Raw genomic sequence first — 13,694 nt, forward strand, 5'->3', positions numbered from 1 at the left:
GCGCCCCGGCCGCCCCTCAGCCCTTGGCGCCGAGCGAGAACAGCAGGAAGAGGAAGGCGGCCAGGAGATGGCCGAGGACGACGTAGATGACCACCCGGATCCACAGGGCGGGCGGCAGCTTCTCTTCCATGTCACTCATGACGGCTCTCCGGTGGGATGGCCCAGGCACAGCGTGGCCGTGGGGCTCTGCAGCAAGGTGTGGACGAACAGCAGCTCCACGCCGTCGTGGTCGTCGGCGTTGAGGCGGTGCGGGGTGAGCGAGTCGAAGTGTGCGCTGTCGCCGGGCGCGAGCAGATGTGAGCTGTCCCCGAGGCGCAGCCTCAGGCGCCCCGTGAGGACGTAGAGCCATTCCTCACCGGGGTGGACGCGCACGATGTCGCCCTGGGGGCGGTACGGCACCCGCACGCGCAGGGCCTGCATGCCGCGGCCGGGGGCGCCGGCCTGGAAGTAGGTCCAGCCGGCGGCGCGGGTGGGTTCCATGTCGGCGGCGCGGACGATGGCGTCCCGGTCGGCGGCCGTCTCACCGAGCAGGTCGGAGACCGTCGTACCGTAGATGCGGGCGAGGGCCAGCAGCATCGGCAGCGAGGGCTGGCGGTGGCCGGTCTCCAGCCGGGAGAGGTGCGCCGGGGAGAGCCCGGCGGCCCCGGCCGCGGCCTCCAGGGTGAGACCGGCCCGGCGGCGCAGGGCGCGCAGTTGGGGCGCCACGGCGGGCAGGTCGTCGCCCTGGCCCGCCGGGGAGGCCGCTTCGGAGGCGTTCATGCCTCCATTCAGCCCGAATTTTGCCTGTCGGGCAATTTTCTTGCCTCAGAGGCAAAAAGCCTCAGCGTCCGGCGACGGCCTGCTTGATCAGGGTCCGGCCGAAGTCCCACATCAGCCCGCCACCGCTGTGCGCGTCGTCCATGACGGCGGTGAAGGCGTCCACGAACCGGTCCACGTCCGCCTCGTCGATCACGAGCGGCGGGATCAGCTTGATCACCTCCAGGTGGTCGCCGGAGACCTGGGTGAGAATCCGGTGCCGCTGGAGCAGCGGTACGACGACCATCTGCGCGAACAGGCCCTTGCGGGCCGCCTGGAGCATGGTCCAGCGGCCGCGCAGCTTCAGCGAGTCGGGGCGGCCGAACTCGATCCCGATCATCAGCCCCCGGCCACGCACGTCGGCCAGCAGCTCGTACTTGCCGATGAGCGCGGTGAGCCGGGACTTCAGCAGCTCGCCCATGGTCCGGGCGCGGGCGACGATCTGCTCGTCCTCCATGACGGAGAGCACGGCGAGCCCCGCGGCCATGGCCTGGGCGTTGGAGCCGAAGCTCGCGGAGTGCACCAGGACCCGGTCCATGGACGAGTAGACCTTCTTGAAGATCCAGTCCTTGCCGAGCGTGGCGCTGACGGGGACATAGCCGCCGGAGAGCGCCTTGGCGACGCACACCAGGTCGGGCTCGACGCCGTCCTCGTGCTGGTAGGCGTAGAAGTCGCCGGTGCGGCCGAGGCCGGTCTGCACCTCGTCGGCGATGAGCAGCGCCTTGTGCTTGTGCAACAGCTCCTGCGCGGCCCGGAGATGACCGGGAGGAGTCTCGTGCACGCCCTTGCCCTGGATGGGCTCGACGATGAGGGCGGCGACATCTCCCTTCTTCAACTCCCTTTCCAGCGCGGCGAGATCACCGAGGGGTACGGAGGTGTCGGGGAGCAGCGGGGCGAAGCCGTCACGGAAGCCGTCCTCCCCGTTGACCGACAGCGAGCCGGTGGTGAGGCCGTGGAAGGCGTGGTCGCAGTAGAGGACGCGGGGGCGGCCGGTGGCGAAGCGGGCGAACTTCAGGGCGGTCTCGACGGCCTCGGTGCCGCTGTTGCCGAAGAACACCCGGTCCAGGTGCGGGCTGTGGGCGAGGAGGCGTTCGGCGAGCAGGCCGGGCAGCGGCTGGCAGTCGAAGCGGGTGAGGTCGGCGAGGGACAGGTCGAGCACGTCGTGCAGGGCCTTGCGGACGACCGGGTGGTGGCGGCCGAGGCCCATCACGCCGAACCCGGCGAGCATGTCGAGATAGTCGTTGCCCTCGGCGTCCCAGAAGTGGGCGCCCTCGGCGCGTTCGTAGACCTTGTCGAAGCCGATGGTGTGCAGCATGCGCGGGAGTTGGGGGTTGAGATGGCGTGTATGCAGCTCGTAGCGCTCGGCTCCGCGCGCGGCGAGGAGGGCTTCGAGGTCGAACTCCGTGCTCATTCAGCTCTCCTGGTTCTGCCGGCCACGGTCGCCACTCACGTCCCTGACGGCGAGGCTCGCGCTGATCCGCCCGGCGATCTCCACCGGCGTGAGACCGATGTCGGCCAGCACCTCACCGCGTTTGGCGTGCGCGAGGAACTGGTCCGGGATGCCGAACCGCCGTACGGGCACGTCCACATCGGCGTCCCCGAGGGCCAGCGCCACGGCCGAACCGACGCCCGCAGCCCGGCTGTTGTCCTCGACGACGGCGACCAGCCGGTGTCCTGCGGCGAGTTCGGGCAGGGCGGGATCGACGGGCTTGACCCAACGCGGGTCGACCACCGTGCAGTTGATGCCCCGCGCGGTGAGCAGCGAGGCCACCTGGAGGCAGACGGGTGCCATCACGCCGACGGAGACGAGGAGTACGTCGGGCTCGTCGTCCCGGTGGAGGACGTCCATGCCGCCGACGTGCCCCAGGGCCGGGATCTCGGGGCCGACGGACTCCTTGGGGAAGCGGACCAGGGTCGGGGCGTCGTCCACCGCGACCGCCTCGCGCAGCTGGGCCCGGAGCTGGGCGGCGTCGCGCGGGGCGGCGATCCTGAGGCCGGGGACGACCTGGAGGATCGACATGTCCCACATGCCGTTGTGCGAGGCCCCGTCGACGCCGGTGACCCCGGCGCGGTCCAGCACGAAGGTCACCCCGCAGCGGTGCAGGGCCACGTCCATCAGCAACTGGTCGAAGGCGCGGTTGAGGAAGGTCGCGTAGACGGCGACGACCGGGTGCACTCCCCCGGTGGCCAGCCCGGCCGCGGAGACGGCCGCGTGCTGCTCGGCGATGCCGACGTCCCAGACCCGGTCCGGGAACCGCGCCGCGAACGGGCCGAGGCCGACGGGGTGCAGCATGGCCGCCGTGATGGCGACGACGTCCTCACGCTCCTCCCCGATGCGGACGATCTCCTCACCGAACACCGACGTCCACGAGGGGCCGCCGGAGGGGCTGAGCGGGGCGCAGGTCAGCGGGTCCATCACGCCCACGGTGTGGAAGTGGTCCTCCTCGTGGGCGAGGGCGGGCGGATAGCCGCGCCCCTTCTCGGTGAGGCAGTGCACCAGCACCGGCCCGTGGAACCGCTTGGCCCGGCGCAGCGCGGACTCGACGGCGCCGATGTCATGGCCGTCGATGGGGCCTACGTACTTCAGCCCCAGGTCCTCGAACATGCCCTGCGGGGCGAAGGCGTCCTTGAACCCCTTCTTGGCGCCGTGCGCGGCCTCGTAGAGCAGGCCGCCGACGACCGGGGTGTGCTGGAGCGCCGCCTTGCCCCAGGCGAGGACCTGCTCGTAGCCGTCGGTGGTGCGCAGCGTGGCGAGATGGTTGGCGAGTCCGCCGATCGTGGGCGCGTACGAGCGCTCGTTGTCGTTGACGACGATGATCAGCGGGCGGTCCTTGGCGGCCGCGATGTTGTTCAGCGCCTCCCAGGCCATGCCGCCGGTCAGCGCGCCGTCCCCGATGACCGCGACGACGTGCCCGCGCTCCCCCAGCACCTGGTGCGCCTTGGCGAGGCCGTCGGCCCAGCCGAGGGAGGTGGAGGCGTGACTGTTCTCCACGATGTCGTGCTCGGACTCCTCGCGCGAGGGATAGCCGGACAGGCCGCCCTTGCCGCGCAGCTTGGAGAAGTCCTGACGGCCCGTCATCAGCTTGTGCACATAGCTCTGGTGCCCGGTGTCCCACACGATGCGGTCGACCGGTGACTCGAAGACCCGGTGCAGGGCGATGGTCAGTTCCACCACACCCAGGTTGGGGCCGAGGTGCCCCCCGGTCCTCGACACCGCCTCCACCAGGAACTCGCGCACCTCGCCGGACAGTTGACTCAGTTCTTCCTGCGACAGCGCCTTCAGGTCGCGTGGTCCCCGGATGCTCTCCAGAATCGTCACGCCGGCCCCCTCTCGGTCCGTGCCGTGCTCTGCCTCAACTCACCTGATCCGCTTGGCCGGTCTCCTCGGCCAGCCGCATGGCCTCCTCGATGAGGGTCTCCACGATCTTCGACTCCGGGACGGTCTTGATGACTTCGCCCTTCACGAAGATCTGACCCTTGCCATTGCCCGAGGCCACACCGATGTCCGCCTCGCGGGCCTCGCCGGGGCCGTTCACCACGCAGCCCATGACCGCCACCCGCAGCGGGACCTCCATGCCGGTCAGGCCCGCCGTGACCTCCTCGGCCAGCTTGTAGACGTCCACCTGCGCCCGCCCGCACGACGGGCAGGACACGATCTCCAGGCCGCGCTGCTTGAGGTTCAGGGACTCCAGGATCTGGAGCCCGACCTTGACCTCCTCGACCGGAGGGGCCGACAGGGAGACGCGGATGGTGTCACCGATGCCCTCGGACAGCAGCGCGCCGAAGGCCACCGCCGACTTGATCGTGCCCTGGAACGCCGGACCCGCCTCGGTCACACCCAGGTGCAGCGGGTAGTCGCACTGGGCCGCGAGCTGCCGGTACGCCTCGATCATCACGACCGGGTCGTTGTGCTTCACCGAGATCTTGATGTCCCGGAAGTCGTGCTCCTCGAAGAGGGACGCCTCCCACAGCGCCGACTCCACCAGGGCCTCCGGGGTGGCCTTGCCGTACTTCTGGAGCAGGCGGCGGTCCAGGGAGCCCGCGTTCACGCCGATGCGGATCGGGGTGCCGTGGTCCTTGGCAGCCTTGGCGATCTCGCGGACCTTGTCGTCGAACTGCTTGATGTTGCCGGGGTTCACCCGGACCGCCGCACAGCCCGCCTCGATCGCGGCGAACACGTACTTCGGCTGGAAGTGAATGTCCGCGATCACCGGGAGCTGCGACTTCCGCGCGATCGTCGCCAGCGCGTCCGCGTCGTCCTGCGTCGGACACGCCACCCGCACGATCTGGCACCCCGACGCCGTCAGCTCAGCGATCTGCTGCAACGTCGACCCGATGTCCGACGTACGCGTCGTCGTCATCGACTGCACCGAGACGGGCGCCCCGCCCCCGACCGCCACCGGCCCCACCTGGATCTGCCGCGACACCCTGCGGGTGGCGACGGGGCGGGCCGGTACCTCGGGGACGCCCAGGGAGACGGCCGTCATGGCCTCACTCCCGGTTTCCGGAGATGGTCTCGCGCATGGCCCGCAGCGACTCCTTCAGGGAGCCCATGGTGGCGAGGACGGCGGTCGGCTCGTAGCCGCAGTGCGCCATGCAGTTCGCGCAGCGCGGGTCCTTGCCCCGGCCGTACTTGTCCCAGTCGGTGTCCTCGACCAGCTCGCGGTACGTCGGCACATAGCCGTCGCTCATCAGGTAGCAGGGGCGCTGCCAGCCGAACAGGGAGTAGTTCGGGATGGCCCAGGCGGTGCAGGGGAAGTCGACCTTGCCCTCGAGGAAGTCGAGGAACAACGGGGAGTGGTTGAGCCGCCACCGCCTGCGGTTGCCGCCGGAGAACGCCTTCTTGAACAGCTCGCGGGTCTGCTCGACACCGAGGAAGTGCTCCTGGTCGGGCGCCTTCTCGTAGGCGTAGGCGGGCGAGATCATCATCTCGTCCACCTCGAGGTCGTCGTTGAGGAAGTTCAGCACCTCGACGATGGTCTGCGGGGTGTCGGTGTTGAAGAAGGTGGAGTTGGTGGTGACCCGGAAGCCGCGCTGCTTGGCCTCCTTGATCGCCGCCACGGCCTCGTCGAACACGCCTTCCTTGGCCACGGACTCGTCGTGCCGCTCGCGCAGCCCGTCGATGTGGACCGCGAACGCGAAGTACGGGGACGGCGTGAACTTGTCCATCTTCTTGCGCAGCAGCATGGCGTTGGTGCACAGGAAGACGTACTTGCGCTTGGCGACCAGCTGGCGCACGATCTCGTCGATCTGCGGGTGCATCAAGGGCTCACCACCCGCGATGGACACCATCGGCGCGCCGGACTCCAGCACCGCGCCCACGGCCTGGGCGACCGGCATCCGCTGCTTGAGCACGCCGGCCGGGTGCTGGATCTTCCCGCAGCCCTCGCACTTCAGATTGCAGGCGAACAGCGGTTCCAGCTCGACGATCAGCGGAAACTTGTCCCGCCTGCGGATCTTCTGTTCGGCCAGGTATGTAGCGACCTTGATGGACTGACGCAACGGCATGGCCATCTGACTCACCTCCGGGGGAGCGGCAAGGAACGGTGCCATTCGAAGAAAGCGGGAAGAACGGAACGAAGAACGCGGAAGGCTGATATTCCACCGCGTAGCGTTCCGATCCGGACAAGTTCATGTTCAGGAGCGTCCACGACCACCCGTACGGCCGCAACCGGGCGGTCGCCCGCGCCGACGGCGCTCCGCAGGGTGGCCGCCGACTCCATGTCGACCGCGATCGCGCCGGTCGCCAGCAGATCGGCGCGTTCCGGGCCCCGGACCACATGGTCGGAGCCGGTCAGGGGGCCGGTGTGGACGGTGCGGCCGGGGGCGGCGCGCCGCAATTCCTTCACCAGCAGATCGGTACGTACGCACGGGACGGTCCCGTGCGGGTCGCGGGTCTCCTCGGCGACCACCAGGTCGCCAGGGTGCATGCCCGGTGCCAGCCCGGCGCAGAAGCCGGTGGCCAGCACGGCGGCGTCGGCCATCTCCGGACCGGCGAGCCTCGCGGTGACGGACCGCTCCGCCGCCCTGGGGCCCATGCCGGTGCGCAGGACGCTGAACCGTCCCCCGGCCCCGCCGCGGTCGCCGGTGCGCAGGGCGAGCTGCTCGATGCCGAGCGCGCAGACGATCAGCAGCGGTGCCGAGGCGGGCCGGGGTCTCATTCAGCTCCCTCCGGCCGCGACGCGCGGGCCTCTGCGGGCGGCCAGGGGCGCCTTGTCGAAGGGGTCGCCGTGCAGATACCGGCCGAGGGCGGTGAGCGGGAACACCTGCCGGTAGAGGTGGTAGTTGATCGAGAAGTCCCAGGGGAAGCCGGTACCGGTGAAGTACGGCTCGTCCCAGGAGCCGTCCGCCCGCTGGGTCTCGGCCAGCCAGCGCACCCCGCGCTCGACGGCCTTGGAGTCCCGCTCCCCCGCCGCGAGCAGCGCCATCAGCGCCCAGGCGGTCTGGGAGGCGGTGGAGGCACCTCGGCCGCTCCACTCCTTGGTGTTCTTGTAGGAGCGCAGGTCCTCGCCCCAGCCGCCGTCGTCGTTCTGGGCCCGTTGCAGCCAGTGCACCGCGCGGCGGATCGCGGGGTGGGAGACGGGGAGTCCGGCCGCGGTCAGGGCGGGGACCACCGAGCCGGTGCCGTAGACGTAGTTGACGCCCCAGCGGCCGAACCAGGAGCCGTCCGCCTCCTGTTCGGCGAGCAGCCAGGTGATGCCGCGCCGGGTGCGCGGGTCGTGGGCGAGCCCTTCGGCGGCGAGCATCTCCACGACGTGCGCGGTGACGTCGGCGGACGGCGGGTCGATGACCTCGCCGAAGTCGCAGAACGGCAGCCGGTTGGGGAACGGGCTGGTGTTGTCCACGTCGAAGGCGCCCCAGGCACCGTTCTTCGACTGCATCCCGAAGTTCCAGCGCACCGCCCGCCCGATCGCCCCGTCCACCCGGTCGAGGTCGGGGTGGCGGACCCGGCGCAGCGCGAGGGCGACCTCGGCGGTGTCGTCAATGTCGGGGTAGTTGTCGTTATGGAACTCGAACGCCCAGCCACCCGGCGGGAGTTGGGGACGCTTGACGGACCAGTCGCCGGGGCGGCGGATCTCCTCACCCAGCATCCAGTCGGCCGCCTTGACCAACTGGGGGTGATCGGCGGGGAGTCCGGCGTCGGCCAGGGCGATGACGGCGAGGCAGGTGTCCCAGACCGGGGACTGGCACGCCTCGATCATCCGGGACCCGTCCTCGCGCCAGATGGCGAACCGGTCCAGCGACTCCAACCCGGCGCGCATCACCGGGTGTTCGAGGTCGTAGCCGAGCAGATGGAGGGCGATGACGGAGTACACGGCCGGGGGCTGGATGCCTCCCCAGCAGCCGTCGTTCTCCTGGCGTTCGACGATCCAGCGGGCGGCGGAGTTCATCGCGGCCCGGCGCAGCCGGGGCGGTACCGCCTTGCGCAGCCGGTGCACCATCCGGTCGAGCCGCTCGAAGGCGCCGTCCCAACTGGCCAGCGGGGAGAGCGGCTTGGGCGGGTTGGGATTGGCCGGGTCGGTGTGCAGCTCGTCGAGCGGGAAGGGTGCCGGGCGGACCGGGCGCTTGGCCGAGACGATGGTCAGCGGCACGATGGTCTGCCGGGCCCAGCAGCCGAAGTCGTAGATGTTGAGCGGCAGCCAGGTGGGGAACCAGATGAGTTCCGGGGGGAGTTCGGGCAGGTCCTCCCACTTCCACCAGCCGAACAGGGCGAGCCAGATCCGGGTGAAGACGCGGGCGGAGGCGATGCCGCCGCGTTCGCGCACCCAGGCCGAGGCGCGTGCCATGTGGGGGGCGTCGGGGGCGTCACCGGCGAGTCTCAGTGCCACGTACGCCTCGACGGTGGCGGACAGCTCGCCGGGGCCGCCGTAGAAGGTCGCCCAGGCGCCGTCCGCGCGCTGCTCACCCCGGATGAACAGGGCGGCCGCGCGGGTGGTCGCCTCGTCGCGGATGCCGAGGAACTGGCGCAGCAGGAGGTCCTCGGCGTCCATGGTGACGTTGGTCTCCAGGTCGCCCTTCCACCAGCCCTCGGGGTCCTGCCCGGCGAGCAGGAACTCGGTGGCGCGCAGTATGGCGTGTTCGGCGGCCTCGGGTACCCCGGCCGCCAGGGGGTTGGTGCTGTCGGTGTCGCTGGCCGCGGCAGCGCGGGGCGGGATCGTGGCCCCGGTGCTTCCGTCGGTCGTCGCTGTCATGGCTTCCCCTTTGCGCAGTCGTTCGAGTCGTGCTGCTGTGGGTCCGCCGTCGGCCGGTGTGGTTCATCGCGCCACACCGGCCGGCGACTACGCGAGGATTATTCGGCCGATAGTGATCATCTCTTCCTCACGACGACGAAGTCGGCGAGCGCCGTGAAGGCGGCCCGCACCCGGTCGGGCATGTCGACGGCGTGCAGGGCCTCGATGGCGACGGTGTGCTGGCGCCGCGCCTCGTCCGCCGTCCACTCGCGGCCGCCGGCCTCCTCGATGAGGGCGGCGCGGGCCGCGAACTCCGCCTCGGAGAAGGCGGCGAAGTCGCTGCTCTTGGCGTCGGCGGCGAGGATCTCGCCGAGCCGCTCGGAGGCGGGGCCGCCGGCCGCGAGGGCGGCCACCACGGGCAGGGACTTCTTGCGCTGGCGCAGGTCGCTCCAGGTCTGCTTGCCGGTGGACTCCGGGTCGCCCCAGATGCCGAGGAGGTCGTCGACGGCCTGGAAGGCGAGGCCGAGGTGGTAGCCGTAGCGCTCCAGCGCGTCGGCGGTGACGTCGTCGGCGCCGCCGAGGACCGCGCCGATGGAGGAGGCGCAGGCCAGCAGGGCGCCGGTCTTGTTGCCCTCCATCTCCAGGCACTCCTCGACGCTGACGCGGTCGCGGTGCTCGTAGGAGATGTCCTGGGCCTGGCCGTCGATCAGGGCGCGGGTGGCGGTGGTCAGGCGGCGGGTGGCACGGCCGGCCTCGACGGTGCCCAGCTCCAGCAGGACCTCGTTGCCGAGGGCGAACAGGGCGTCGCCGACCAGGATGGCCTGGGCGGGGCCGTGCACCTTCCAGACGGTGTCGCGGTGGCGGCGCTGCTCGTCGCCGTCCATCAGGTCGTCGTGCAGCAGCGAGAAGTTGTGCACCAGCTCGACGGCGACCGCGCCGGGCACGCCCACCTCGGGGGCGGCGCCGGCGACCTCGGCGGAGAGCACGGCGAGGGCGGGGCGTACGGCCTTGCCGCCGTCACCGGCCGCCGGCTTCCCGGCGGCGTCGATCCAGCCGAAGTGGTAGGCGGCGACGGTGTCCATGGGGGGCGCCAGCCGGTCGACGGCAGCGCGCAGGACCGGGGTGGCCAGGGTCCGGCCGCGCTCCAGCAGTGCGGTCACGTCCACCGCGTCGGCGGCTGTCGAGGCCGGGGGCGGCACAGTGGGCACAGTCTCTCCTCTTGTTGCGGTACCGGGGGTGCGGGGCCCCTCCGGGCTGTGCTGATCGAGCATCACGCCGCCTCCTCGAAATGGAAGAGGTGGCGGGGGCGGGGCCGGCCCAGGGCGCCCAGCGCGGCGTCGGCCGCGCTCACGCCGCTGCGGACCGCGCTCTCCATGGTCGCGGGCCAGCCGGTGGCGGTCCACGCTCCGGCCAGGTACAGGCCGGGAATCCTGGTGCGGGCGCCGGGGCGCAGCCGCCCGACGCCGGGGGCGGGGGCGAACGTCGCGGTGCGCTCGCGAGTCACGAAGAAGTCCCGTACCCGCGCGGTGCGGGTGCCGGGGATCAGCCGTTCCAGCTCGGGCAGGTAGCGCTCGCGCAGGTCGGCGACGGGGGCGTCGATGTCGTCCCTCGCGGCCGACTGGGACAGCGCCAGGTACTGGCCCTCGCGCAGCCCGGAGGCGGCGGTGCGGTCGAACACCCACTGCACGGGCGTGCCGAGCGCGGCGAAGAAGGGCCGGGCGAGCACCGGGCGGTCGTACACCACGTGCACATTGAGGATCGGCGCGGTGCCGATGCGCAGCAGCCGCTCGGGGTCGTCGAGGGCACCGGCGGGCAGCAGGTCGTGGGTCTCGCGCTGGGGTACGGCGAGGACGACGGCGTCGGCGTCGATCGTCTCGCCGGGGATCTGAACGCTCCAGCGCCCGTTCCCGTTCTGGGAGACGGAGGTGACGCGTGTACGGACCTCGGTACGGACGCCCGCGGAGTCGAGCGCCTTGCGGGCCAGCCGGTCGTGCAGTTCGCCCAGCGGGACGTGTGCCCAGCCGATGTCGGCCGCGCCCGGCTCGGACAGCAGACCGGTCTTGAACACCATCGCGGCGAGTCCCAGCGAGGCGTCGCCCGCGACCGCGTTGAGGGTGGCGACCCCGACGAGGTCCCACAGGGCCTCGATGGCGCGCGCGGACTGGCCGTGCCGGGCCAGCCAGGAGCCGAAGTCCTGGCCGTCCAGCGCCGGGTCGGTGGGGTCGAGCCCCTTGAGCGCGAGCGCGGCCCGCCCGACGGAAGCGCGCTCGGCGAGCGAGAGGTGCGGGTAGGCGGCCAGGCTGCGCCCCAGGTGCAGGGGGACGGGCAGCGGGTCGCGCCGCAGCCTGCCGAGCCGCCGTCCCTCGGGCTTGGCGAGGTCGACCACGGGTACGTCGAGGCGGTCCTGGAGCGGTGCCAGCGCGGTGCCCTCGATCCGGTCGAGGAACCAGCGGTAGGCGGTGCAGCAGCGCAGGTAGACATGCTGGCCGTTGTCCACGGTCAGCTCGCCGCGCTGGAAGGAGAAGGCGAGTCCGCCGAGCCTCGGCCTGCCTTCGAGCAGGGTGACGCGCACGCCCGCGTCGGCGAGCGCGAGGGCCGCGGTGACCCCGGCGAGTCCGCCGCCGACCACGACGGCGTCCCGGCCGGTGCCGCCGGCCGGTGCGAAGGGTTCGGCGTGCGCCCGTGCCGGGCGTGGGGCCTCGCTCATCTCGCGTCCTTCCCTGCGTGCCGCGCGTGCTGGTTGAACCGTGCACGTTCGGCCGTCGCAGTCAGGGACGCCACGCCGCGCCCGCGGGTTGCCCGCCGCGGCCGGGCCGCCGGGTCCGCCTCCTTGGCCACCGCCGTCATCAGGCACGCCTCCTGAGCGTGTGCCGCGAGACGTGCCGGGTGTCGAAGCCGGACAGGCCGCGCACGGCGACGTACGCCTTCTCTCGGCCGGGCAGCGAGACCCGGCCGCGCAGCACGGCCTCCGGGTCGCGCTCGATGCGGTCGAGCAGGCGGCGGTAGATGCCGGCCATGGCGGCGACGCAGGCGCCGCTGCGGCGGTCCAGCATGGGCAGCAGCCGGTAGCCCTCGGCGAAGAGGGCGCGGGCGCGGCGGACCTCGAAGTGGACCAGGCCCGCGAAGTCGGAGCCCTCGGGCGGGGTGGGTCCGGCGAAACCGGCCGAGCAGCCGAACTTGGCCAGGTCGTCGGCGGGCAGGTAGGTCCGGCCGCCCTCGGCGTCCTCGCGCACGTCCCGCAGGATGTTGGTGAGCTGGAGGGCGAGGCCGAGGGTGTCGGCGTACTCGGAGGCGCGCTCGGCGCCGTGTGCGCCGGGTTCGGTGCCGAAGACGCCGAGCGAGAGGCGGCCGATGGCGCCGGCCACGCAGCGGCAGTAGACCTTGAGGTCGTCCCAGGTCTCGTACGTCGCGCCGCGCAGGTCCATCTGGACGCCGTCGATCAGCTCGTCCAGGCCGCCGAGCGGGATCGGGAAGGCGAGGGCGGCATGGGTGAGGGCGACGGCCACCGGGTCGGTGTCGTCCTCCTCGACCGCGCCCGCCTGGATGCGGGCGAGCAGCGCCCGGGTGTCCTCCAGGCGGTCCACCTTGACGTCGCCGGGCAGGTCGCCGTCGCCGATGTCGTCGACGCGCCGTGAGAAGGCGTAGAGCGCCGACATGGCACGGCGCTCGGGCGTCGGCAGCAGCCGGATGCCGTAGGCGAAGTTGCGGGCCTGCTGCCCGGTGACCGTCTCGCAGTAGCGGTAGGCGGCGAGTACCGGTGCGGACACGGCTTGCGAAGCCTCCACTGCCCGGATCACCCCTCTCCTCGCAGGGTCGTGGCCGCCTCGCGCAGCAGCTGGAGCCTGCTGGGTCTGGGCGGGCCGGGAAGTACGTCGTGATCGGCGGCGGCGATCGCCCGGACCGCCGCCTTTCCTCCCGCCACGAATCCCGCGAGCAGCAGCTTCAGCCTGCCGTGGACGCTACCCACGAGGGGGGCGCCTTCATTCAGCAGATCCGTCGCGCGCTGGGCTTCGTACGCGACCAGGGCGCGCACGGACGCGCCGGCGCTCGTCGCGGCGAGGTCGCTCTCCTGGACATGGAAACGCTTCATGTCCTGGGCGGGCAGGTAGATGCGGTCGCGGCCGAGGTCCTCGGCGACGTCCTGGAGGTGCTCGACGATCTGCAGCGCGGTGCACACGGCGTCGGAGCGGCGGATTCGCTCGGGAGTCGCGGTGCCGGTGACGGCGAGCACCAGGCGGCCGACCGGGTTGGCGGAGAGTTCGCAGTAGGCGCGCAGGTCGTCGTAGGTCTCGTAGCGGGTGACGAGCTGGTCCTGGCGGTTGGCGGCGATCAGGCCGAGGAAGGGCTCGGGGGTGAGGCCGCGGCGGCGCACGGTGGGCGTCAGGCGGCGCAGCAGGGGGTGGTGCGGGCCCTCGTGCCCTTCGCCGAAGACGCGGCGCAGGTCGGCCTCGAAGGCGTCGAGGACGGCGAGGCGGTCGTCGGCCTGCTCCGGGGGTACGCCGAGGACGCGGGCGTCGGCGCCGCCGGGGGCCAGATCGCCGTCGCCGATGTCGTCGACCAGGCGGGCGAAGCCGTAGACGGCCATGAGGTCGGTGCGCCAGGCGCGGGGCAGGAAGAAGGGGGCCACGGGGAAGTTCTCGCGCGCGGCCTTGTCCAGCGTGGCGCGTTCCAGTGCCGTCGCCGTGTCGGTTCCCGTCACTGCGCGCTGCCCGGTGCAAGGACGGCGCG

General features: G+C 71.9%; 13 protein-coding genes. All 13 read right to left on the reverse strand.

The window, feature by feature from the left end; genetic code table 11:
- Positions 1–16: 16 nt before the first annotated feature.
- Entirely contained in the window at positions 17–139 is a 123-nt protein-coding gene (locus tag ACIGA3_RS06580; RefSeq protein WP_399711184.1) for a DUF6126 family protein, read from the reverse strand.
- Positions 136–759 carry a helix-turn-helix domain-containing protein gene (locus ACIGA3_RS06585; protein WP_399711186.1) on the reverse strand — a complete coding sequence of 208 codons (624 nt, stop codon included), beginning with the start codon at positions 757–759 and terminating at the stop codon, positions 136–138. Before ACIGA3_RS06585 ends, ACIGA3_RS06580 begins: the two co-directional genes overlap by 4 nt.
- Before the next feature lie 61 nt (positions 760–820).
- A complete protein-coding gene (locus tag ACIGA3_RS06590) occupies positions 821–2,206 on the reverse strand; it encodes an aspartate aminotransferase family protein (protein ID WP_399711188.1) in 1,386 nt (461 codons plus the stop codon).
- Positions 2,207–4,114 (reverse strand): 1-deoxy-D-xylulose-5-phosphate synthase, encoded by a 1,908-nt coding sequence (gene dxs / locus ACIGA3_RS06595; protein WP_399711190.1) that lies wholly within the window; start codon positions 4,112–4,114, stop codon positions 2,207–2,209.
- A 34-nt stretch (positions 4,115–4,148) separates the two neighbouring features.
- Positions 4,149–5,282, reverse strand: a complete 1,134-nt coding sequence (gene ispG / locus ACIGA3_RS06600) for a flavodoxin-dependent (E)-4-hydroxy-3-methylbut-2-enyl-diphosphate synthase (protein WP_399711192.1) — start codon at positions 5,280–5,282, stop codon at positions 4,149–4,151.
- A gap of 4 nt (positions 5,283–5,286) precedes the next feature.
- Positions 5,287–6,309, reverse strand: a complete 1,023-nt coding sequence (gene hpnH / locus ACIGA3_RS06605; protein WP_399711194.1) for an adenosyl-hopene transferase HpnH — start codon at positions 6,307–6,309, stop codon at positions 5,287–5,289.
- A 5-nt stretch (positions 6,310–6,314) separates the two neighbouring features.
- Positions 6,315–6,956 carry a 1-hydroxy-2-methyl-2-butenyl 4-diphosphate reductase gene (locus ACIGA3_RS06610; RefSeq protein ID WP_399711196.1) on the reverse strand — a complete coding sequence of 214 codons (642 nt, stop codon included), beginning with the start codon at positions 6,954–6,956 and terminating at the stop codon, positions 6,315–6,317.
- Entirely contained in the window at positions 6,957–8,987 is a 2,031-nt protein-coding gene (gene shc, locus ACIGA3_RS06615) for a squalene--hopene cyclase (RefSeq protein ID WP_399711198.1), read from the reverse strand. It abuts the gene before it with no gap.
- 116 nt (positions 8,988–9,103) lie between these two features.
- Entirely contained in the window at positions 9,104–10,237 is a 1,134-nt protein-coding gene (locus tag ACIGA3_RS06620) for a polyprenyl synthetase family protein (RefSeq protein ID WP_399712453.1), read from the reverse strand.
- Positions 10,237–11,673, reverse strand: a complete 1,437-nt coding sequence (hpnE, locus tag ACIGA3_RS06625; protein ID WP_399711200.1) for a hydroxysqualene dehydroxylase HpnE — start codon at positions 11,671–11,673, stop codon at positions 10,237–10,239. The genes ACIGA3_RS06620 and hpnE overlap by 1 nt, the downstream gene beginning before the upstream one ends.
- On the reverse strand, positions 11,670–11,813 hold the full coding sequence (locus ACIGA3_RS06630; protein WP_399711202.1) for a DUF6380 family protein: 144 nt from the start codon (positions 11,811–11,813) through the stop codon (positions 11,670–11,672). The genes hpnE and ACIGA3_RS06630 overlap by 4 nt, the downstream gene beginning before the upstream one ends.
- On the reverse strand, positions 11,813–12,763 hold the full coding sequence (gene hpnD / locus ACIGA3_RS06635) for a presqualene diphosphate synthase HpnD (protein ID WP_399711204.1): 951 nt from the start codon (positions 12,761–12,763) through the stop codon (positions 11,813–11,815). Before hpnD ends, ACIGA3_RS06630 begins: the two co-directional genes overlap by 1 nt.
- Positions 12,760–13,665: a squalene synthase HpnC gene (gene hpnC / locus ACIGA3_RS06640; RefSeq protein ID WP_399711206.1), complete on the reverse strand. Its 906-nt coding sequence runs from the start codon at positions 13,663–13,665 to the stop codon at positions 12,760–12,762. The genes hpnD and hpnC overlap by 4 nt, the downstream gene beginning before the upstream one ends.
- Positions 13,666–13,694 lie beyond the last annotated feature (29 nt).

It is taken from the genome of Streptomyces sp. NPDC085596 (assembly GCF_044541565.1).
Lineage (GTDB): Bacteria > Actinomycetota > Actinomycetes > Streptomycetales > Streptomycetaceae > Streptomyces.